The sequence below is a fragment of the Paramylibacter ulvae genome, assembly GCF_014652655.1.
GTDB lineage: Bacteria > Pseudomonadota > Alphaproteobacteria > Rhodobacterales > Rhodobacteraceae > Amylibacter > Amylibacter ulvae.
Map to the genome: position 1 here is coordinate 1 of NZ_BMZF01000013.1, position 22,109 is coordinate 22,109.

21 protein-coding genes are annotated in these 22,109 nt (G+C 52.9%); 6 read left to right on the forward strand and 15 right to left on the reverse strand.

Annotation, left to right across the window (positions count from 1 at the left end; genetic code table 11):
• A partial coding sequence (locus IE094_RS14870; protein WP_189641507.1) for a TA system antitoxin ParD family protein occupies positions 1-167 on the forward strand: 167 nt, incomplete at its 5' end.
• 410 nt (positions 168-577) lie between these two features.
• Here IE094_RS14870 and IE094_RS14875 read toward each other — a convergent pair.
• From IE094_RS14875 to IE094_RS14905, 7 genes are all read right to left on the reverse strand, one after another.
• Positions 578-1,657 carry an NAD(P)H-dependent flavin oxidoreductase gene (locus IE094_RS14875; protein WP_189641508.1) on the reverse strand — a complete coding sequence of 360 codons (1,080 nt, stop codon included), beginning with the start codon at positions 1,655-1,657 and terminating at the stop codon, positions 578-580.
• A 56-nt stretch (positions 1,658-1,713) separates the two neighbouring features.
• Complete coding sequence (locus IE094_RS14880) at positions 1,714-2,220, reverse strand: GFA family protein (protein ID WP_189641509.1); 507 nt, start codon at positions 2,218-2,220, stop codon at positions 1,714-1,716.
• Positions 2,217-2,831, reverse strand: a complete 615-nt coding sequence (locus tag IE094_RS14885) for an OsmC family protein (RefSeq protein ID WP_229802373.1) — start codon at positions 2,829-2,831, stop codon at positions 2,217-2,219. The genes IE094_RS14880 and IE094_RS14885 overlap by 4 nt, the downstream gene beginning before the upstream one ends.
• The gene (locus tag IE094_RS14890; protein ID WP_189641511.1) at positions 2,828-4,063 is read right to left on the reverse strand and encodes an NAD(P)-binding domain-containing protein; all 1,236 of its coding nucleotides are present in this window, start codon (positions 4,061-4,063) and stop codon (positions 2,828-2,830) included. Before IE094_RS14890 ends, IE094_RS14885 begins: the two co-directional genes overlap by 4 nt.
• 236 nt (positions 4,064-4,299) lie before the next feature.
• A complete protein-coding gene (locus IE094_RS14895) occupies positions 4,300-5,073 on the reverse strand; it encodes an OsmC family protein (RefSeq protein WP_229802374.1) in 774 nt (257 codons plus the stop codon).
• Between the two features lie 27 nt (positions 5,074-5,100).
• Positions 5,101-5,997: a class I SAM-dependent methyltransferase gene (locus IE094_RS14900; RefSeq protein ID WP_189641512.1), complete on the reverse strand. Its 897-nt coding sequence runs from the start codon at positions 5,995-5,997 to the stop codon at positions 5,101-5,103.
• Positions 5,998-6,076: 79 nt separating this feature from the next.
• The gene (locus tag IE094_RS14905) at positions 6,077-6,256 is read right to left on the reverse strand and encodes a DUF1127 domain-containing protein (RefSeq protein WP_189641513.1); all 180 of its coding nucleotides are present in this window, start codon (positions 6,254-6,256) and stop codon (positions 6,077-6,079) included.
• Between the two features lie 177 nt (positions 6,257-6,433).
• Here IE094_RS14905 and IE094_RS14910 point away from each other — a divergent pair, with 177 nt between their 5' ends.
• From IE094_RS14910 to IE094_RS14920, 3 genes are all read left to right on the forward strand, one after another.
• Positions 6,434-7,144, forward strand: a complete 711-nt coding sequence (locus IE094_RS14910) for a winged helix-turn-helix transcriptional regulator (protein WP_189641514.1) — start codon at positions 6,434-6,436, stop codon at positions 7,142-7,144.
• 908 nt (positions 7,145-8,052) lie between these two features.
• Positions 8,053-8,715: a potassium channel family protein gene (locus IE094_RS14915; protein ID WP_189641515.1), complete on the forward strand. Its 663-nt coding sequence runs from the start codon at positions 8,053-8,055 to the stop codon at positions 8,713-8,715.
• 2 nt (positions 8,716-8,717) lie between these two features.
• Positions 8,718-10,061, forward strand: a complete 1,344-nt coding sequence (locus IE094_RS14920) for a TrkH family potassium uptake protein (protein ID WP_229802375.1) — start codon at positions 8,718-8,720, stop codon at positions 10,059-10,061.
• Between the two features lie 263 nt (positions 10,062-10,324).
• On the opposite strand, the gene IE094_RS14925 is transcribed toward IE094_RS14920, so the two are convergent.
• From IE094_RS14925 to IE094_RS14955, 7 genes are all read right to left on the reverse strand, one after another.
• The gene (locus IE094_RS14925; RefSeq protein ID WP_189641516.1) at positions 10,325-11,707 is read right to left on the reverse strand and encodes an FGGY-family carbohydrate kinase; all 1,383 of its coding nucleotides are present in this window, start codon (positions 11,705-11,707) and stop codon (positions 10,325-10,327) included.
• Complete coding sequence (locus IE094_RS14930) at positions 11,704-12,021, reverse strand: L-rhamnose mutarotase (RefSeq protein WP_189641517.1); 318 nt, start codon at positions 12,019-12,021, stop codon at positions 11,704-11,706. Before IE094_RS14930 ends, IE094_RS14925 begins: the two co-directional genes overlap by 4 nt.
• Positions 12,018-13,025 (reverse strand): ABC transporter permease, encoded by a 1,008-nt coding sequence (locus tag IE094_RS14935; protein WP_189641518.1) that lies wholly within the window; start codon positions 13,023-13,025, stop codon positions 12,018-12,020. Before IE094_RS14935 ends, IE094_RS14930 begins: the two co-directional genes overlap by 4 nt.
• The gene (locus tag IE094_RS14940; protein WP_189641519.1) at positions 13,022-14,005 is read right to left on the reverse strand and encodes an ABC transporter permease; all 984 of its coding nucleotides are present in this window, start codon (positions 14,003-14,005) and stop codon (positions 13,022-13,024) included. The genes IE094_RS14935 and IE094_RS14940 overlap by 4 nt, the downstream gene beginning before the upstream one ends.
• A 2-nt stretch (positions 14,006-14,007) precedes the next feature.
• Positions 14,008-15,531: a sugar ABC transporter ATP-binding protein gene (locus tag IE094_RS14945; protein WP_189641520.1), complete on the reverse strand. Its 1,524-nt coding sequence runs from the start codon at positions 15,529-15,531 to the stop codon at positions 14,008-14,010.
• Positions 15,532-15,614: 83 nt separating this feature from the next.
• Complete coding sequence (gene rhaS / locus IE094_RS14950) at positions 15,615-16,610, reverse strand: rhamnose ABC transporter substrate-binding protein (protein ID WP_189641521.1); 996 nt, start codon at positions 16,608-16,610, stop codon at positions 15,615-15,617.
• A gap of 34 nt (positions 16,611-16,644) precedes the next feature.
• Entirely contained in the window at positions 16,645-17,448 is an 804-nt protein-coding gene (locus IE094_RS14955) for a DeoR/GlpR family DNA-binding transcription regulator (RefSeq protein ID WP_189641522.1), read from the reverse strand.
• A 184-nt stretch (positions 17,449-17,632) separates the two neighbouring features.
• Between IE094_RS14955 and IE094_RS14960 the strand changes: the two genes are divergently transcribed.
• Complete coding sequence (locus tag IE094_RS14960; protein ID WP_189641523.1) at positions 17,633-19,735, forward strand: bifunctional rhamnulose-1-phosphate aldolase/short-chain dehydrogenase; 2,103 nt, start codon at positions 17,633-17,635, stop codon at positions 19,733-19,735.
• Positions 19,736-19,756: 21 nt separating this feature from the next.
• Complete coding sequence (gene rhaI / locus IE094_RS14965) at positions 19,757-21,031, forward strand: L-rhamnose catabolism isomerase (RefSeq protein ID WP_189641524.1); 1,275 nt, start codon at positions 19,757-19,759, stop codon at positions 21,029-21,031.
• A gap of 153 nt (positions 21,032-21,184) precedes the next feature.
• Here the strand turns inward: rhaI and IE094_RS14970 are convergent, their stop codons facing one another.
• Positions 21,185-22,096, reverse strand: coding sequence for a LysR family transcriptional regulator (locus tag IE094_RS14970; RefSeq protein WP_189641525.1), 912 nt, complete (start codon positions 22,094-22,096; stop codon positions 21,185-21,187).
• Positions 22,097-22,109: the final 13 nt, after the last annotated feature.

Below are 22,109 nucleotides of genomic sequence, written 5' to 3' on the forward strand. Positions count from 1 at the left end.
TCCGCAAAGCCAGCACGGTCATGTGCCGGTCTATCAATGCGCAGGCGGAGTTCTGGATAAAGGTAGGTATGCTTGCCGAAACAAACCCAAGCATGACTTTCAATGAGATTGTCGCCCAACAGCTCAACAAAGCCGATGTAGCGCTACCAGCAGTTGAAGCGGCATAAGCAGACCTTGGTGCATGCGCAGCGAAAGCCCAAATTTTCCGCGTAGCCGACCTTGGTCTGCCAAATTTGCTGCGTCAGGTGTCAAGCGGCAGATTTCGAAATTCTACACCGCAGCGATCGACAGAACCGTCGAGGTCTGCTCAGGGACGTCAGTGACTGTCGCCTATCCGCACCGCGAACACGACATTGGCAACCCAGTCTACCGTCTTGTGCGCGATCGTGGCGAAAGCCTGCATGAAGTCTGGAGCGGGTCCGAGTGTTCTTCCCGAGGACATCAGCCACGATCCGCACGTGCCATCGTTCAGCGCGCCCGCAGACGAAACGATCCTGACCACCAATGATCTTGGCCCTCACGATACTCACGACGTCCTGTTGCTAATAATCGACGCCAACACCGGAAACGCCCACGCCTACTGGGCTTCGTGAGGGGCAAAGCGCTGCAGAGCATCGTGAGCCAGATCGTGGGTCAAGGAATATGCCGTCGTCTCGCGCCCGAGCGCTACGGCTTGACCGCAGTAGTGAGCGCTGAAATCCCGGTTCCCTATACGCTCAGCCGCGGCGCATAGCGGAACTGATGCAGAGAACCCCTTGGGAAAAGCGGGTGCGTTCTGAGAGATCGGGCCGAGTTCGCTCGCAATCCGGTTGGCGAGCACGCGAGTCGGTCGCCCAGAAATCACATTGCAGACTGCGGTTTCGCCATTGGCGGCATCGGCCAACGCCTGCCGGTAGAGCGGGCTGATGGTCGCCTCTTCGGTGAACAGGTACGCCGTTCCGATCTGTACCGCACTCGCCCCAAGCGCGAAGGCGGCGACGATGCCGCGCGCATCTGCGACCCCTCCCGCAGCAATGATCGGCAGATCGACCGCATCGGCAATCTGCGGCACCAGCGCCAGTGTTCCGGTCTGACTGCCGAGGTTGTCGGTCAGGAACATGCCGCGGTGGCCTCCGGCCTCAAAGCCTTGGGCGATGATCGCGTCGCAACCATGCGCAGCCAGCCATTGCGCCTCGTCCAGCGTTGTGGCCGAAGAGATAATCTTGCAGCCTGCGGCTTTGACCCGAGCAACAAGCGCGGGTTTGGGCAGTCCGAAGTGAAAGCTGACCACGGCTGGCGCGAAGGCCTCGATGACCGCGCAGCGCGCCTCGTCAAACGGTCGGAGGGGGCCGACGGACAGAGCATCCGGGGCGTCGAGCCCGAGCTCTGCGTAATAGGCCGACAGCTTTCCAAGCCAGGCGGCGTCGCGCGCGGGATCTTCCTTCGGCGCGGCGTGGGCGAAGAAGTTCACGTTCAGCGATTTGGCGGTTTTCTCTCGCGCTGTCGCCAGAACACTGTGCAGGCGGTCTGAACCCAGCGCCGCGCAGGCCAGGGATCCGAGCCCGCCTGCAGCGCTGACGGCAAGCGCCATGTCAAGGCCGCTGGCGCCGGCCATTGGCGCCTGGATGATAGGGTGGTCGATGGAGAACAGGTCGCGAAGACGGGTGTCGGGCCACATGGATGGCTCCTTTTCTGGCAGGTGCCGAATCGGCGGTTACCGGGAGATCAGCGGTGTCACTTGTAGGGTGCACCCGTTTTTTCACAGAGTGTTTTCAGCCTTTGTAGACTGTCCTGCGACCAGGTTGCCTTCTGGTTGTAAAACACCTCGACTGCGGGCGTTTTGTTCGGGATGATGTACCACGGAATCTTGGTGGCGGTGTAAATGTGAACATCGGGTGGCATAAGAGACGGATAATCGAGCGTGCCCACCCGCAAGAAAAGCTGGTGTTCGCCCTGGTTGTTGATCAGGTAGTTGCTCCACAGCGCGACCTTGCATGACGCGCAGCGCGCGATGCGCTGTCCACGACCGCTGGGCGTGTCGGCCAGAAATTGCTCGATCTCGCCAGACAGGAGAATGACGCGATCGGTTTCGAGGAGCGCGTTGATGGCGTGAGCGCTGCCGGTTTGCCTCTGACAATTGTGGCAGTGGCAGGCGTGCACAATCATTGGTTTGGACGTCACGCGGTAGCGTACCGCGCCACAGGCGCATCCGCCTTCGCAAAAGGTGGGATCATGGGTCATTGGGGGTTCTTTCCATGTTGGGCGCGCTGTCCGCCCGGCACACGGCCGGGTTCATGGACAGACAGACGGGTTGAAACCTGTTGCGGGTCGCGCAGCGCGAGATACCAGATGTCCCATGCCAGCGCCTGATCCACGATGCCTCGCACCGTGCTGTCAGCGGCGTCTGTCGTGACGTCGATGGCAATGCGGGTATCCAGCGGCGCGGCATGCCCTGAGCCGAGGCCGAACAGCGCGGCATCGTCGAAATCCATTTCGACCGAGACATCGACAGCCTCGAAACGGACAGACTCCCGCGCGGCGAGCATCTTGACGGCCATCGCGACGCAGGCGGCAATGGTGGCGCGGCCATGGAACCCCGGTGAAAGACCGGCGCACTCGCCGCCCATCGCGCGGCCCATATCGAGCATCATTTCGAAACGGCCCTGCGTGACATGGCAGGCCAGGCCTTCGCCGATGTGACCATTGGTTTTAATCGTGCTACGGGCCTTGCCCGGATCCGATTTCATGCGCGCGATCACCGCAGTCTGCGCGTCACGAATGTGCGCGTCGCGATCCGTGTTCTGAGGGGAAGTGGTGAAATGTTGGGTCATGTTGTTGTTCTTTCGGTTCATGCCGCTTGGCGGCCGGTGGATTGGACGAGGTGATCGGCAAGCGCGGCAGCATCGGCGCCGACGCCATCGATCAGCGATGACTTGCGGGTGCGCAGGAACGGAAGGCCCAGTACGTAGAGGCTCGGCGCAACGCGGCCGTCGCGATGGGCAAGCCGCCCCTTGCGGTCGAACACGGACACGTGAAGCCAGCTGAAGTCCGGCCGGAACCCGGTGGCCCAGATGACGGTCGAAATCTGACCTTTCGCGAGGTCAAGCCGGAGCGTCGGGCAAGGGGGAATCTCGGTCGCGGGGAACCGCTCAGGTGATGCAAGGCCGTCGATGCCGGCCTGCTCCGCCCAGATATCGAACGCTTCCAAGGCCCGGTTCATTTTCAGATCGGACAGCATCGCCGCATTGGCCAGGCCGCCGGAGAACAGGGTCTCACCGGCACGAATATCGGCAAGGCGACCAACCACGTCAACGCCCGCCCGTTGGAGCGCGTTGAGATCCAGAAATTGCGCCGTGCCATCGCCGACGAGTTGCAGCGATGGCACGGCGCGGGCGCGGGCAAGATCGTCGATCTCGCGGGTCGTGGTCGCGAGCAGCCCGGACTGCTCCATCCACCATTGGATGTCGCGCCCGCGATAATGCCTTGGCATGCGGATGTGCTGACCGGCGGCGAGGGTTACTGGGTGGCCGGCGGCCCGGATTTCGGACGCAAGTTGGACACCCGTAGCGGAAGCGCCGACTACAAGAACACCGCCGGCGCGCAGTTGGGACGGGTTGCGATAGTCCAACGGGCTCAGCTGGGTGATATGTTCGGGAAGCGCTGCGGCGCAGGCGGGGACATGCGCGCGGTTGCAGGCACCGCTCGCCAGAACAAGATTGCGGCAGGCCCAGATGCCCTTGTTAGTCATCACCCGGTATCCGTCACCCAGGCGGGAAATCGAAGTGACGGAGGTTTGCTCCTCAACCGGGGCAGCGATTGCGGCCGCGTATCCGCCAAGGAAGCGGACGACGCCAGCCATGTCCATGAAGCCGTCCGGGTTGGATCCGGAATAGGCGCAGCCGGGTAGCCTGCTTTGCCAGTTAGGGGTCAGCAATCGCAGGCTGTCCCAGCGTTCGCTCGCCCAGGAATTGGCGACCTTTCCGCGCTCGAGGAGCACATGCGGCTCCGCGCGTTGTTGCAGGCAATAGCTCATCGCCAGACCCGCCTGTCCGGCGCCAATGATGATCGTAGAAATGCTTTTCATAGGGTTGTTCCTTGTCTGGACGTCCGGCGTTTCCGCAAAACGTTGGGATTAGCGCTGCTTGCAGGGTGCCGCGGATGGGCGTTGCGCCGAAGTTTTTGGGTGCGGTCGGTAGTGGCCGAGGTCAAAGAGGGCCGCGCCGCGCAGTGGTTTGTGGTCGATAATCATTGTGTTCGTTTCGGTAGAGGGTTGGCTGGCCATCGGCCGAACCGCAGGCACGGCCGATGACGAGATGACTGTTACGATACGGTGACGGCGACGTTCGTCGGGTTGGTCAGGATGTCGAACAGAGCAGAGCGTTTCTGCGACTGGGCAACCAGCGCGCGGATGTCTTCGTCGCTTACGTCGGCGTCGATCTCGAAAGACACGCGTACCTCCGAGAAGCCGTTGCGGATTTCGGGATCCATGCCAAGGATGCCTTGGACATCAATGTCGCCCTCGACGGTGGCGCGCACTGAGTGCAGCTGGATGCCGCGATGCTGGGCAACCGCCGCTACGCCGCCGGTCAGGCAACTGGCGAGTGCCGACAGCACGATCTCGGTCGGGGTCGGAGCGCGGTCTGCCGCCGCAAAGACTTCCGGATGATCGGATTCGATCGAGAACGTGCGCTTGCGTTCATGCTCCTGGCCGAGACCGAAATAGCCGTTGATGGTGTTGCGGTTGTAGGTGCCTTCGATCCAGTCGCAGGTGCTCTTGAAGGTGAACTGTGCTGCGACAGGGGTTTCGGCAAACGCGCCGCGCGCGCCGATTAGGGCTTCGGTGTTGACGCCGTTGTTGGCGGGAGTCGTAGATACGTAGGTCATTTTTGGTCCTTTGGATTGGTTGGTTGAGTTCGAACTTTCGGTATCGCGGGTAAGCAATCCTAGGTTTCGTTGCTGGCCCCGGCGGGGAAACAGCAGGTGGATCGGGTGCAGGCGCCGGCGCGTGTCGGTCGGTTGATGCATCCCGTCACCGGGCACGTCAGACGTGCCGGCGAGTTCGCGCCGCGAGCGGCGGAATGGAGTGAAAAACATAGCGGTCTCTTTCTTTGTTGTTGCGGGTCAGCGTGGTGCGCGAGCGGTGATCAGCCAAGATGAACTGTCCATCCACAGGCCGCCCTCGCGCGCTTGGACGTCTTCAAAAAGCTCCGACAGGGCGATCACGATCTCGGCGCGGCGGGCGACACCCTCGTCACCGGCCTCGCGGTAGGTTTCCCCGGCAGGACCGACGGCGAGCTGGAAGTTCACGGCGTCATCAATGTCGCGTCCGACCTGCACCTTGGCGTCGATGCGCTGGAAGGCGATGTTGGTGAAACCAGCTGCCACCATTTGGGCGCGTGTCGTGTCTTCATCCGCCATCGAGAACGGGCCGGGGCCACAGGTACGTGCATCGGCACCCGGCGCGGGCAGATAGCGGCGCACGATGTCGCGGGCCTCGATCAGCCACGGGTTATCCACACGTTCGCGCCAGACGATATGCGCCATGTGCCCGCCGGGCTTGAGAGCGTTGCGCATACTGCGCAGCCCAGCCACCGGATTGGCAAAGAACATCGTGCCAAAGCGCGAAAAGACAAAGTCGTACTGGGCAACGCCCAAACCCCGCTCGGCATCGCCAGTCTCGAACCGGACATTGGGCGCGAACCTGCGTTCCGGCCGGTTGCGGGCGATATCAAGAAAGTCATCACAGCAATCGACGCCGACCACTTGGCCGTCTGGCCCAACACGGTTGGCCATCGCAATGGCGGTGTCGCCAAAGCCGCATCCGACATCCAGAACGTGGTTGCCCCGGCTGATATCGAGCATCGGCATCACTGTCTCGCTGTGGCGCGACAACCCGCCTTCGAGCACGTGGCGATATTTGAGGAATTTGGGGGCCAGCGTGTCGTTCCAGAATTCGACGAGCGGCGACGTCGGCAGGATTTCGGTATCATGTGTGGTGAATTCGTTTTGAAAAGTCATTTTCGTTTCTCCGGTAAAGGTCGCCTTTGGAATCAGCGAATTCGGTGTGGTTTCAGCCGCGCCAGATGGCGGATGATTCTCAGAAATATCCGGCGGCTTCGTATTCTGCCTCCGCCGGGCTGATGCCGATGTCGGACAGCTGGCGCGGCGTGAGATGGGAGAGGGCCAGCCTCTGACGGCGGATTTCGAGAAGGCCCCGGGGCTTGGTTCGCTTGACCGAACCGTCCTGTCGAAACCCTGATATTGCTTTGATAAACATTACTTTTCTCTTCGGTTTTTCCTGGCGACGGGGTGTCCGGTCGCCGATGACCAAAAGAATAGAGGAACAAGGGCGGGCGAAATACTTCACCGCCAGAAGTAACCCGCTACAAAAAACGAAGGAATCTGCTACAATATGTGAAGTTCATCATAGCCAAAGTGACGAGGAGGAGTGCTTATGAATTACAACCAGTTCTGTCCGATCGCGAAAGCCGCCGAGATCCTTGGCGAACGCTGGACCATTCTGATCTTGCGCGAACTCTTGATGGGCGGGCGACGGTTCAGCACGCTGCAGCGCGGGCTGGGAGATATTTCACCGGCCCTTCTGACCAAGCGGCTGAAGCAACTCGAAGAGCAGAACATGGTGATCCGTCGGCGCATCCCCGGTCAGAGAGGGTACGAATATTTTCCGACCGAGGCATGTGAATCCCTGTTGCCGGTTCTGTTTGCACTTGGTGAATGGGGGATCATCTGGGCCAAGAACACGATCCTAGACCAGGATTTCGATGTCGAGTTCCTAATGCTCTACCTTGAGCGCAGCATCGACCGCGAAAAGATCAAGGGGCAGGAAACAATCATCAAGTTTCGCTTCTCGGATTTGGAGGAGCAACGTAACTGGTGGTTGGTCGTCAGCCCAGAAAAGACAGAGGTTTGCATCAAGGACCCGGGCAAGGATATCGACGTCTATTTCAATTGCACGGTCCAGACCCTGTCGGACATCTGGATGGGCGACCGGACCTACCGCGATGCCATCAAGAACGGCGATCTATTAATGGATGGAGATCCAAGCCTGACCCGCACCGTAACGTCTTGGCTAAGACCGGGCGTATTCGCCAATTCGCCCCGCGATGTCGTGCACGGCGGAAGCCCGAGCCTTGACCCTTTGTGACTGTCGTCATTTGTAGCTCTCCTTGCCGAGAGCGGTACATTGATTTGCGCCTGCTTTCGGAGGCGCAAATGCACAGATGAGGAAGGCAGGGGCCAGCCCGGTCTTTTCCTGACGCCATCAAGGATGGATGCAATGCAGGCTCGGTGGGTGATTTGCCTATCTGTGCGCTCGCCGAAACGGAAAAGCATTTTCCTCGAATTACACAGCCCTGCCGCCGGGGTGGAGACAGGGCGAACCCACTGCGCGACTGGAAGAGTCCAAAACGCAGGGTGCCCGGCGATATGGGCCGCCCCGAAAATGAGCGCCGAGACGAGCAGGCTGCCGAGGTGGAGCCGGGGTGGTATAAGCGCCGTCCGCACGCGCGCACCGAGCCAGACAAGGACGGTCAATAGACGATACCGGAGTGAGTTCCTCGGTAATACCCCGTAACCGAGCGGATGAGCGCCGTGCAGACGCCGAAGTACCGAGAAGCCTTTCTGACGTTGCCTTGGCGATCGGCGCAGGCGAGACGCACGCAACTTTCGACGGTTGTCCCTTTGATCCTCTGGTATGAAATTCGCCCCTCCGTTTTCCCTTGGAGATTATCGTAGGTGGCTCGCTTAACCGCCCAAGCCTGCACTCGGTAGGCAAGGCGAACGTTCCGTTCGCACGGCGGTTGTCTACTGCCTATTGAATGTTGCGACCGCGCCCAATGGCGGCTTTGGCGAGCCGCAGCGCAGCACCTGGCCATTGCGCGAATTTCAGGTTAGGGCCGTCTCAAGACGGTCAACTTGAAAAGTTAATGTCTAATTTGGGCTCAAAGCTGACATTTGCAACCAAGACCATTAATGTCCGCTTCGAGCCCATGTTGACATCTTTTTGCATTGCGGTAATGTTCCGCGACAGTCAAATTGGATGGACACAACGCATTGAATATCAAAAAGCGAACATTTGGTGTCGTTGGTCTGGGAAACTTCGGAAGTTCTGTTGCAAAAGAATTGCAGCGGTTTGGCAACCACGTAATCGGCATCGACATATCCGAGGCGCGTGTCGCCAACCTTGCAGATACCCTGTCACAAACCATGATCGTAGATGCCCGAGATGACGCAGCGCTGCGTGATGCCGGGTTCAGCAACTGTGATACTGCTGTGGTTGCTATGGGCGATGACTTGGAGGGCAGCATCCTGTCGGCGATGAACCTCAAACTCGTCGGCGTTCAGGTTGTTTGGGCCAAGGCCACGACCAAGACCCATCACCGAATTTTGAAAAAACTCGGTGTGGACAGGATCGTTCATCCTGAAGTCGAGGTTGGCCAACATATCGCGCAAATTCTGCACAACCCGCTATTGCGGGACTATGTTAGTCTCGGAAACGGCTACCACGTGGTGAACTTTCGCATTCCCGAGAGCCTTGAGGGCCGCAGCCTGAGCCAGTTGCCGCATGGCAAGACTTACAACCTTCGTTGCATCGGCGTCATGCGAGGGAGTGAATTTATCGGGCAGGACGGGGCAGAGTTCAAGTTGCAGCGCGATGACCTTCTTTTGCTGCTGGGCCAACGCAAGGATCTTCACAGCTTTGCGGCCAGTCTCTAACCATGGCCTCCTTATTTCGGAATCTCCTCGGGCGTAAAAAGACCCTGCGGATGCCGCCGCCTGCGCTGTTGTCGCTATTCTACATGGCGTTCATCATTCTGGGGGCTATACTGCTCTGGTTGCCAATCTCGCATCACGGTGACATAGGTCTGAGCGAAGCTCTGTTCACCGCGACCTCGGCGGTGACAGTTACTGGGCTTGCTCTTGTCGATACTGGGTCCGCCTTTACCGGATTTGGTCAAGCGATCATTGCTGTGCTCATCCAGCTTGGCGGGCTTGGACTTATGACCTTTGCGGTGCTTTTGCTCGGAGCTCTGGGGATCCCTGTCGGTATGCCACAACGGCTGATCCTGCGCGAGGACCTCAACCAGACTTCGCTGTCGAACCTCACGTATATTGCTCGCATGATCCTGATCATCGCCCTCGCCTGCGAGACGGTTGGCGCCACGTTTATGGCTCTAATATTTGTCCCAGAGTTTGGCTGGATTGGCCTTTGGCAGGCGGTCTTTCACTCGATCTCGGCTTTCAACAATGCCGGGTTTGCCCTGCACCCCGACAGCCTTTCGCAATGGGTCGGAAACCCGATTGTCAATCTGGTCATACCTGCTCTTTTCATCTTGGGTGGGCTAGGCTTTATCGTTGTTGGCGATGTCTACAAGACGAGAAACTGGCGCAAACTAACCCTGCATTCCAAGCTGATGCTTGTCGGCACCGCTTTCTTGATCGTTTGGGGAAGTGTCATGTTCGGCCTGTTGGAATGGCGAAACCCCGAAACTCTGGGCCAACTTGGCACCATTGACAAGCTGTGGGCGAGTTGGTTTCAAGGGGTCACGCCGCGTACCGCAGGATTCAACACGGTCAACACCGGAGGAATGCATGACAGCACCTCCTTGCTGACGATGACACTGATGCTGGTCGGCGGCGGCAGCACCTCAACCGCTGGCGGGATAAAGGTCACCACACTATTCGTGCTATTGCTTGCCACGGTCGCCTTTTTTCGACGTCAAACCACGTTGCATGTCTTTGGCCGGTCTTTGGGGGTGGATGAGGTCATGAAGGTTCTCGCACTGACGATAATTTCCATGCTGCTCGTCCTGACGGGGATATTTTTGATGGCAATCAACCACGATGGTCAATTCATCGACCTTGCATTCGAAGTGACATCCGCCTTTGGAACGGTGGGCCTATCGCGCGGAATCACGGGGGAGCTTGATGGCACCGGGCGTGTTATCATCATGACGATCATGTTCGTCGGGCGGGTCGGCCCTTTGGCAATCGGTTTTTTCCTCGCCACCCGCAGCGTTCCGAAGGTAAAATATCCCGCAGGGCAGATTTATCTGGGGTGAGGGGCTGTTAAGTTCAACAGAGGTTGTTTGTCTTCGTTAGCCACTACCTATGGTGTCGTTGCTAACGCCGGCCTTGTCCCCTCTGCCGTCCTTCGGTAGCCCAAGATGCAGCACCATGCACGAATGGCCGGTTTAACTGGCCGCACCGCAGCATCCCGAACCAACTACCAATGTCCGGTTAGGGCCGGAAACTGCCACTTTACGAACGACTAATCTCTGTAGTGATGCAAGTTTCTTTAATGTGAGAGCGACAACGCCGAGAATTAGTTTTGCTCTTGCGTTAAGTTTGAATGCCAAGCTTTAGCGTAGTCTCGTAGCAATTCGAGCTTGGCAGGTGATGGTATCGCTTCTGCAGGCTTTATGTTGTCAGATGATCCGAATAATAGAGCGGCTCCAATACTTGTACCAGTCGTGGACTTGGAAATTTGGACAGGACGTTCTGTTGCAGCGCATAACATGGCTAAATATTCGCTATTTTGTGTGAAAGGACCTTCGACGATAGTCGGGCCATTTGCCCCCGTCAATCCAAGGCATGTCGCCGTCATGAGCGCAAGATAGTAAGAAAGTGAAACTGAACGTATGCCAGTGCCAGCCGCTGGTTCGGGGCCAATCCATTGCATTTTGCGACCTTGAAACGGTCCAGTCGAGGGCTCGACTGCGGGCAGAAGCATAATCTTATCGTTTAGCACGCGATTTACATCATTTTGTGAAACGTCAAAGGTATGGCCATTTTTGATAATTTCAAACTCTCGCCCGCCCATAAAGCGGGCTGATATAACTGGATTCCCAAACGCGTTAACATTAATAAGGGTATCCCGCGCGGGATCAAGAATGACCTCTTTGCCATTCATTGTCATGACAATAACCCATGTGCCCGTTGAAACCACAGACAACGGTGGCTGTTCCAATTGTAAATGTGGATAAAGTGATGCGTTGGAATCGTGCAACCCACACACGACTGGCGTATCGGGCGATAGTCCTGTCGTTGCCGCAATTTCGGGGAGAATTGTCCCCAAGATATCACCAGATTTTCGAACGGGCGCTATTTTGTTTGCAATTCCCAGTGTCTCAACGAGGTTTGAAAATTTGGCTTCTCGGGGTAACCATAAATCAGTGTGGCAACCGACTGAGGTAACATCGCTCGCTGCGACGCCAGTCAAAAGATAGCCCCAATATTGTGGATAGGTTAAAATGTGAGCCGTGCGGTCGTGTAAATCGGGATCTCGTGTAAACAACCAATGCAGTTGAGCGCCAATGTTCAATCCGTTTGCCAGACGCGGCGATCCAGTTTGTGAAAACAAAGGGCGAATTTTGTCATATGCGGCTGCGATATCTTCTGGACCATTGTGCTCATAATCAAGAACGGGGGCGGCTAAGCTGCCGTCGGCCTCAAGTAACACCGCACAAGCGCCATGTGTGGTTATGGAGATCGCATCAATTCTGTGAATGAGATGAAACTCGGCAAGAGCCGTTTGCAAAAATTTCCAATGCCCCGAGGTGTCAAAATGTGGCCAAGGTGGGCCAGACAATACAGTGTTGGGTCGCGTTAGTACCGCAATTTCGGACAGCGAGGCAAGATCAACTAATGCAAGTTTTATATTTGTTTTGCCGATATCGATTACAGCGATGTGTTGTGGATTTTTCATGGCATATGAAACATGCAGGATAAATCTGTTGTAACGGGTTCATTACTTGGTAGCGTTTCCATAATGTCTGCCATATGCGCCCACCATTTTTTCATTACCGGATGCGCGGGTAAATTCGACATATCGTGATCATCCGTGCGCGTCAGGATACCAATAAGCAATCGTGTTTCTGGATCCAAATAAATGCTATAATCGCTGACACCTGCATCTTTAAGCAAAACTATGAGTTCTGGCCAAATTGTGTCATGGCGTTCGCGGTATGCTTGCTCGGATCCTGCATTCAGGCGCATACGAAAAACATAACGTTCACTCATGGTGTGTTTCTCTTGGCTACAAACATCGCCCAAACTCGAGGCAACGCGATTACGCCGATCAAAAGCAAGCCAATGAAAATTGACATGACGATACCGGGTACATTTAACAACCCTAGTCCAAAGGTGACCAATCCCATAACAAATGCAGCGATGACAACGCCATGTATCGACCCTGAACCACCAAGAATATTTACGCCACCCAATACCACCATCGTCACAACCTCTAGCTCCATTCCAAGCGCGATGCTTGGTCGCGTGGAACCCAAGCGCGAGGTTAAACAAATGGCAGCCACGCCAGACATAAGCCCGGTGAGAAGAAAGAGAATGAACTTCACGCGCTGAACACGAATACCGCTAAACAGAGCCCCTGTAGGATTGTTCCCAATGGCATAGACAGCCCTCCCAAAATTGGTTTTGTGCAATAACACGAAATAGATGACTGCAATTAATGCAAATATTGCAATTTCGACGGTAAAAACCCAATAGATATATCCTTGCCCAAACCAGGCGAAATCAGCAGGGTAGCCGCGAAACGCTCCATCACCCAAAATAATAAAACTAATGCCGCGAAAGAGACTCATTGAGCCGATCGTAACAACGATAGAAGGTAGACCAAGTATCGTCACAAAGACTGCATTGAAAGCTCCACAAAGCAAGCCAACTGTTAAGCCGATCATAATAAGTTCGGGCGTGCCTGCGCCGTGTTGAACGGCGAAACCCATGGCAGTACTTGCCAATGCTATGATAGAGGCGACAGATAGATCGATCTCGCCCGCGATGATCAAAAGGGCCATTGCGAATGCGATCATAGCTTTTTCGGTAAAGTTGAATGTTGCATCACTCAGGCTCCACGCATTCAGAAAATAGGGTGAGGCAAAGCTGTTTATGACAAAAACAACTATTGCTACTGTCAATAATAACGTTTCCCAACTGCGCAAGGCGCGATACGAGCGAGAATGCAGGCGATCTGGAATGTGGCGGGTGTTAATATTGGTCTGGGTCATGTTGCGTCCTTTGATGTCTTAAGGATAATACGTCCCTTGGCCTTGCCTGATTGAGCGTTAAATGCGACAGCGATCAGTATTGCACTGCCTGAAATTGCGAGTTGCCAGAACGGGGAAATATTTACGACGGGTAGGGCATTCTTAACGACGCCCAGGAACAGAGCACCGAGTACCGCACCGCCAACAGATCCAATTCCACCTGCGATCGATATTCCGCCGATCACGCATGCTGCGACAACTTCCAATTCGAACCCGCCCGCGATGTCAACATAAGCCACAGCGTAACGCGCCACCCATAGATATCCAGTTAACCCAGCGAGTGCACCCGAGAGAACAAAAGCAAAAAATTGCGTTTTTCCGACGTTGATACCAGTGTAAACTGCAGCATGTGGATTGCCACCTACGGCAAAGATTGATCGTCCAAATGAACTGCGTGACATCATAATACCAAATAAAATGGTTATCAGAATAGCAACCCACGAAAGCATCGGGAGACCCAACATCACATCGCGTGGAAAGCCCGTGAATGCCGCGCTCATTTCATGTGAGTTGACCCACTTACCTTCGGATATTAGGAAAATAATCCCGCGAAAGATTGTCATGGTACCTAAGGTCACAACAATCGGTGGAATTTCGAGTTTCCAGACCAATAGCCCGTTGATTGCACCCATTGCCGCACCGATCAGAATTGAAAGGGCGATAATCAAAGCGATAGGTAAGTCTGGCATAGCCACATTTAACATCGCCATGGCCATTCCCGTCAGCGCAAGATTTGCAGCAACTGAAAGATCAATACACCTTGTCAGGATTACAACCATTTGACCCAAGGCCAATATTATCAGCGGGGCGGTGTCGTTTAAAACATTTGCTAAATTTGCTGGCGCGATAAAACCTGCAAACCGCGTGGCAACCAGTGCCAGCAATAATAAAATGGCCGCGCCAAGTATTGTTTCACGCATTGGGATAAGTTTGGATAACATGTTTATACCTCTTCCATTTGTGAACGGATGCCAATGCCAGCGGCGTGGCGCACCAATACCTCTGGGCGTAGGTCTTCACCCTCTACCTCGGCTTCGATACGGCCATCGCGCATCACAATAACGCGGTCGGACATGCCGATAACCTCTGGGATTTCCGAGCTCACCATGATGACGGACAAGCCCTGATCGGCAAGTTCTACCATAAATTCATGAACGGCTGCTTTGGAGCCAATATCGATGCCTTTTGTGGGTTCATCTAAAATTATAACCTTTGGTTGGGTGGCCAACCATTTGGCGATAACAACTTTTTGTTGGTTACCCCCTGAAAGATTGCCGACATCCTGATCCAAAGAGGCCGCACGCAGATCTAAGCGTTGTGTATATTCACGGGCAAGTTTGAATTCCTCTGCGAGCTTTAGAAAGCCAGATTTTGATGTTTGACCCAGTGAGGGCAGGGTTACGTTTTGAAAAATTGGCAAGCCAATAATTGCCCCCTGTTTACCGCGATCTTCTGGAACATAAACAATGCCGTTTTCAATTGCTTGAGCAGGCGAGCGGATCGCGCATATTCTGCCTTCTATCTTGCAGATACCTTTCGACGGTTTTGTAATACCAAACAGGGATTGCATAAATTCTGATCGCCCCGCACCGACAAGCCCGTAAAATCCCAAGATTTCACCGCGTTTCAATTTAAATCCAATGTCTGCAAATTCGGTTGGGTGCGAATACCCGACAACCTGTAATATCTCTTCGGAAGTGATTGTGCTGCGCTCTGGGAAGATGTGATCGACCGTGCGGCCCACCATCAATTTTACCAATGAGTTTTCGTCAATGTCAGCGATTTTGCCATCCGCAACAAATGTACCGTCACGAAATACAGTGTAGCGATCCGCAATCCGAAAAATTTCGTCGAATTTGTGACTGATAAACAAGATGGCTTTGCCTTGTTGTTTCAAAGTTTCAACCAGTTCATACAATTCAAGAATTTCTTTGTGAGACAAAGCTGCTGTTGGTTCGTCCATGATAACAACGCGAGCATCCACTGATAGTGCACGCGCAATCGCAACCAAATGCTTGTTAGCGATTCCAAGTTCACGCAAGCGCGTGCGCGGATCAAATTGGGCACCAATGCTATTCAATAATTTTGTAGCACTTTTTACCATTTCTGTTTTGTCGATCAAACCGAAAGGGGTTTTGGGAGCGTGACCGATATATATGTTTTCCGCCACAGATAGTTCATCAAACAAAACCGTTTCTTGGTGAATCGCCGTGATACCTGCACTTGCCGCGGCATTGGCATTCGCGAATGATATTGGGTCTCCGTCAATTCTGATGGTGCCACCGTCGGGTTGATAAATTCCCGTTAAAATCTTAACTGTCGTCGATTTCCCCGCCCCATTTTCACCGACCAACGCGGTTACCTGTCCTGCGTAGAGATCGAGGTTAACTTCATCCAGTGCCTTTACGCCTGGGAATTTTTTGGTGATCGCATCCATCGAGACGATGGGCGTTTCTTGCACGCTCATTTGAAATCTCACTTGGCTAGGGGTGATGTCAAAGGGGGCTGATGGCCCCTAATGTCAATACATTAAGGGCCAAACAGGGGAGATTAGAAAATTGACTTGAATTCGTCGATATTTGTCGCATCGTATACAAATGGATCAGCCATCGCGCCCTCGGATTTTTCATCGAGCTCTAGTGTACCCATGCGACCCATTGATATTGTCGCACCTGGCTCTGGTTTTGCACCGTTCTTGGCAATTTCGTAGGCAAGCATTGTTGCAGAATATCCCAAATCGATTGGATTCCAGATTGCAAAGGATTTTGAAGCGCCAGATTCAATCGCGCCAGCCATTTCGGATGGCAACCCGAGACCCGTTACATTCACTTGTCCAACTTTGCCGGCATCAACCACCGCTTGTGCGGCAGCTACAATACCAACAGATGTTGGGGCAATGATCGCGTCCAATTCAGGATAGGTTTGCATTAGGCCCGTCGCTTCGCGGTATGATTTATCTGCGAGATCATCGCCATAAACTGTTCCGACAACATTGATTCCAGCATAGTTATCCTTGACCTTATTCATTTCTTCAATCCAGGTATTCTGGTTGGTCGAAGTTGTGGTTGCGGATAGAATTGCAACGTCGCCACCGTCGGGGAGATGATCAGCTGCAAGTTTGATGATCATATTGCCAATCAGGGGATTTGATGATGGATTCAGATGTAGCTGACGACCCTCTGGTGCAACGCCGCTGTCCCAGCTTACAACGGTAATGCCACGGCTCATTGCTTTTTTCAAAACGGGGACCAATGCGTCGGTATCATTTGCAGAAATTGCGATGGCGTCTACGTTTTGGGCAATCAAGGCATTGATAACCTCGATTTGTCCTTCGGCGGTTGTATCCGTTGGACCTGTATAGATAAGCTCCACATCCCCGAGCTCTGCTGCTGCTTCTTCGGCTCCTTTTGCTGCGGCTTCAAAAAAGCCGATGCCCAATGCCTTTACGACAAGAGCGATGCGCGTTTCGTCCGCGGCGAGTGCTGGGGATGCAAGCATTGCCGACGCGATCGCAGTAGATGTCATTATTTTTTTTAATGTACTCATGGTTTCCTCCCTAGAGACGTTAGTTTTGAACCGATTAAGACGCGGTTCCTTTTTGCTGCGTCGTGCCTGAAGACACGACAACGAGGTTAATTTCAGCGGCCTCAAGCATGGAGGCAGTGCGGTCATCAATACCGTCATCAGTTATTAATGTGTTGATCCGGCGCAACGGACACAAAATCATGCTAGAGCGATTTGCAAATTTGCTGCTGTCCACTAACACGACCAATTCCTCAGCTTGGCCAATCAGTTTTTCCTCTGCTTGGATCAAAAGAGGGTCTTGTTCCATCAAGCCCAATGGGCCAATTCCCTGTGCACCCATAAACATGCGTTTCGCATAAAAATTGCGTGTCACATCGTTGTCAAAAGGAGATAGAATTATGTTTTGCTCACGATAGATAACACCGCCTGACAATAATACAGTATTGCGCGTGTTCTTGAGCAAATGCTCTGCGATTGGGAATGAGTTTGTGAAAACTTGCATTTGACGCGATGCAAGCGGATGCACCATCTGAAAGGTAGTCGTGCCGCCGTTGATAATGATGGGCTCGCCATCGGTACACATTTCAACTGCCGCCGCGGCGATGGCCTGTTTTTCAGCCATGTTAATTGTTTCATTGTAAGAAAATGGGCGACCAGCCAGCCCAACAAAAGCTTTGGTGGTTAATGCCTCAGCACCACCACGTACACGACGCAGCTTTTTTTGTGAATCCATAGTGCTGATGTCGCGTCGTATTGTTGCCTCGGACGCACCTGTAAGCGTGCAAAGATCAGCAACGGTTACAACCGAGTGATCCTGTACTGCTGATAGAATTACTCTATGTCGGTCATTCTCGTGCATTTCTGATCTCCGTGTTTGAGCCACGTTGCAGTGAGTCGGGGTCTTAAGTCAATCATTATTTGTCATAAGCTGTCATTTATTTAACATTATGATTGATTATGATTGATTATGATTGACATTAAGTGCCCGAACGGCCAGCTTGCCGTTAATGAAATTTTACTGTTACCCCTTGATGGAGACGGAAATGCCCGATGCAAAATTAAGCCAACGCCTTGAAAATAAATGGGATGAAACCCAAGCGAACGATATGAGTGAGCCTGAAAAGCTATTGTATCGTTCGAACCTATTAGGCTCAGATAAGCGAATCACAAATTATGGTGGCGGTAATACTTCTGCCAAGGTTATGCAAAAGGATCCTCTTGATGGAAACACCGTAGAAGTTTTGTGGGTTAAAGGATCTGGTGGTGATGTTGGTTCAATGAAAATGGACGGGTTTTCGTCTTTGTATATGGACAAGCTGAACGCGTTGCGCGGCGTGTATCGTGGGGTGGAATACGAAGACGAAATGGTTGGGCTGTTGCCACACTGTACGTTTAATCTGAACCCACGTGCGGCGTCGATTGATACACCATTACATGCGTACGTTCCACGCAAGCATGTTGACCACATGCATCCTGATGCGATCATTGCGATTGCGGCTGCAAAAGACAGTAAAGCATTAACGCAACAGATATTCGGCGATACGATCGGGTGGTTACCATGGAAAAAACCAGGGTATGAATTGGGTCTTTGGTTGTCTGATTTTTGCGAAAAAAACCCAGATGCAAAAGGTGTCGTTTTGGAAAGTCATGGCCTTTTTACATGGGCGGATGATGCGCGTGACTGTTACGAATTGACACTTGAAATCATCCAAACTGCGATGGATTGGTTTGCCCAGCAAACTGTGGGCAAGCCAGCATTTGGTGGTGCGGTTCACACCAGTCTTTCAGAGGATGATCGACGTAGTGTCGCCGCGCGGTTGATGCCTGCTATTCGTGGGATGGTTTCAGGGCAACAACATATGGTTGGTCATTTTACTGACAACGACACGGTGTTGGAATTTGTAAATGCAAAAGACATGGTGCGATTGGCAGCGCTGGGCACGTCATGCCCGGATCATTTCTTACGCACGAAAATTTGCCCGCTGGTTGTTGATTTTGATCCCGCCAACCCTGATGTCGATACTACATTGGCGAAATTGCCAGATGCCGTTGCGCAGTATCGGGAAGGTTACACAGCCTACTATGAACGTTGTAAGCGAGAAGATAGCCCCGCGATACGTGATCCAAATGCCGTCGTTTATTTGATCCCTGGTGTGGGCATGATTACATTTGCCAAAGATAAAGCAACGGCTCGAATTTCTGGTGAATTCTATGTCAACGCAATCAATGTGATGCGCGGTGCTGATGCGGTGTCTGAATATCAGGGCCTGCCAGAACAAGAAGCATTTGATATTGAATATTGGCTTTTGGAAGAGGCTAAGTTGCAGCGTATGCCAAAACCAAAATCGCTTGCCGGTCGCGTTGCGTTGGTAACTGGTGGTGCTGGTGGTATCGGATCGGCGACCGCAGAACGGTATTTGCGCGAGGGCGCCTGTGTGGTGCTGGCGGATATTGATGATGCCGCATTGTCCGAAACGGCTGCGAACCTGAGCAGCCGTTATTCGGCCGATGTCGTGCGTGTGGTGAATATGGACGTTACAGATGAATGCGCGGTTGATCGTGCATTCGACAAAGCGGCCAATGAATTTGGCGGCATCGATATATTGGTGTCGAATGCAGGCATCGCAAGTTCCGCTCCCGTCGAAGAAACCAGTCTTGATATGTGGAATATGAATATGAATATTCTGTCGACGGGCTATTTTTTGGTAAGCCGTGCCGCGTTTAAAATGATGAAAGTCCAAAAAATGGGTGGTGCTGTTGTATTTGTCGCCTCAAAAAATGGATTGGCGGCGTCACCGAACGCATCTGCGTATTGCACGGCAAAGGCATCAGAAATTCATTTGGCAAGATGTTTAGCGTTAGAAGGCGCACCAGAGGGTATTCGTGTGAATGTCGTAAACCCAGATGCGGTTCTTAAAGGGTCAAAAATTTGGTCAGGTGACTGGTTGGAAGAACGCGCATCTACTTATGGTAAGGACAAACAAGGACTCGAGGACCATTACCGCGAACGCTCAATGTTGAAACGTTCTGTTCTGCCTGAAGATATTGCCGAAGCGGCTTATTTTTTCGCTTCTGATCTGTCGGCGAAATCTACCGGGAACATAGTCAATGTGGATGCTGGCAACGTCCAAGCGTTCACGCGATAGGCACGATAGGGAGGAAACCAAATGATTAATACGGATATTATCGCAGAAGAAAATGATAAGAACGAAGCTAACTTACGGGCGAATTATGATGCGTTGGGTGAACACCTTGATCGTCGCAATATTGATATTTCTCATATCAAATCTAAAATTTCCAGTTACGGAATCGCGGTTCCAAGTTGGGGTGTAGGGACGGGGGGAACGCGCTTTGCACGTTTTCCTGGCACGGGAGAGCCCCGCGATATTTTTGATAAATTGGATGACTGCGGTGTGGTTCACCAGCTCACGCAGGCGACGCCATCGGTATCGTTGCACATTCCATGGGACGTCGCGCCAACGGATGATTTAAATGCGAAGGCACAACAAGTTGGATTGTCGTTTGATGCGATGAATTCAAATACGTTCCAAGACCATTCAGGTCTGGCGCACAGCTATAAGTTCGGTTCGTTATCAAATACCGACGCGGCTACGCGACAACAGGCGATAGAGCATAATATCGACTGTATAGAATTTGGGCAAAAAATTGGGTCTAAAGCCCTAACGATTTGGGTGGGAGATGGATCTAACTTTCCGGGTCAATCCAATTTTTCGAAACAGTTCGAGCGTTATTTGGATTCGGCGAAACAAATTTATGCCGCCCTCCCAGAGGATTGGACGCTGTTAACAGAACACAAAATGTACGAACCTGCATTCTACTCCACTGTTGTGCAAGACTGGGGTACAAATCTGTTGATCGCTCAGCAGATGGGCGACAAGGCTAAATGCCTTGTTGATTTAGGTCACCATGCACCCAATGTGAATATTGAAATGATTGTGGCACGATTAAAACAATTTGGTAAACTTGGCGGGTTCCATTTCAACGACAGCAAATATGGTGATGATGATCTCGACACTGGCAGCATCGACCCATATCGGTTGTTCCTTGTTTTTAATGAATTGGTAGAGGCAGAGTCAGACCCTGATTTCAACCCAATGCATATGCTTGATCAAAGCCATAATGTAACCGACCCCATTGAAAGTTTGATGGCTTCAGCAATGGAAGTTCAGCGTGCATATGCACAGGCATTGTTGGTTGACCGTGCCACATTGTACGGATTTCAAGACGAAAACGATGCACTTATGGCGACAACGACCTTAAAGCATGGTTTCCGAACTGATGTCGAACCAATTTTGGCAATGGCAAGGTTGGAGGCGGGCGGCGCGGCAGATCCAATAGCAGCCTATCGCAAATCTGGGTATCGTCAAAAGGTCTCTGGTGAGCGGCCTGTTGTATCTGGCGCAGGGGGTGGCATCGTTTAAGTGGATAGACCCAAAAGCAGGACAATTTGTGTTGGTCTAACGTAGAGCTGTGATGTGCTGCGTTAAGCTAACTCTCACCACTCTTTACCCGAACACCGTTATAGCGCACGCTTTTGACTCGAGTATGTGCGTTATAAGCAGATACTTTGACGTTCACCAGATACGGCCAACAGATTTAAACAAAACGGAAGTGGTTATGTCATCTTTGCGCTGGGCAAGGGTGATGAAGCTGAGTGTTGCTGGTACATGTATCTCGGGGCAAAGCGCGAGGCCAGATGATTGTTTTTGGGACAATGCAATAGAATCTCGACAAAGGCTCAGCCCGATGCCAGAGCGTACCATTTCAAGCATTGATGCCTCTTGATCAACACGTGCAACGATGTTTTGCACCACATCATGGGTAGCAAAAATCGGTTTCAATAGACGATGATGCACCGACACTTCGGGTGTTCCAATCCAAGGTAGCGCCGCCAGTTCGATCCATGATGCGGTTTCGAGCTGTTTTTGCCACCCTGTTGGGCCAATAATGCGGTAGTTGAAATCAGCGAGCCGCAAGGCGTGTATTGGTTCTTCTTGGTCAGATTGCGTGTTTTCAAATTCATCTGGCCCGCTGAGATAAAACCCAGCGTCAATTTGATTGCGGCGCAATCGCGATAGGGTTTCACCACTGACCCCATGAATTAGCTCTGTTTCGATGTCGGGATAGTCATTGCGCATATGGTGTAACATTTGCCCAAGCCGGATAAACGCAGGATCAACAATTGTACCGATGCGTAATTTTCCACTGATGCGACCAGCACGTTTATGCGCGCTGCGGTGGAAATCTGTTGCTGCCTCGATCACGCGTTCGGCTTTAGCCACCAAATTTGCCCCGTCTTGCGTAAGTTGTAGTCCGCTTGATGTGCGTTTGAATAAAACCACATCTGTCTCGGCGCTCAATCGCTTTAACTGATGGCTGATCGCGGGTTGTGTCAGGTTCATCGCATCCGCGGCGGCGGATACGCTACCTTCTTTGACAACGGTTACAAAGGCGAGCAGGGCGTTTATGTTGGAAAATCTTTGCATATAAAAAATACTA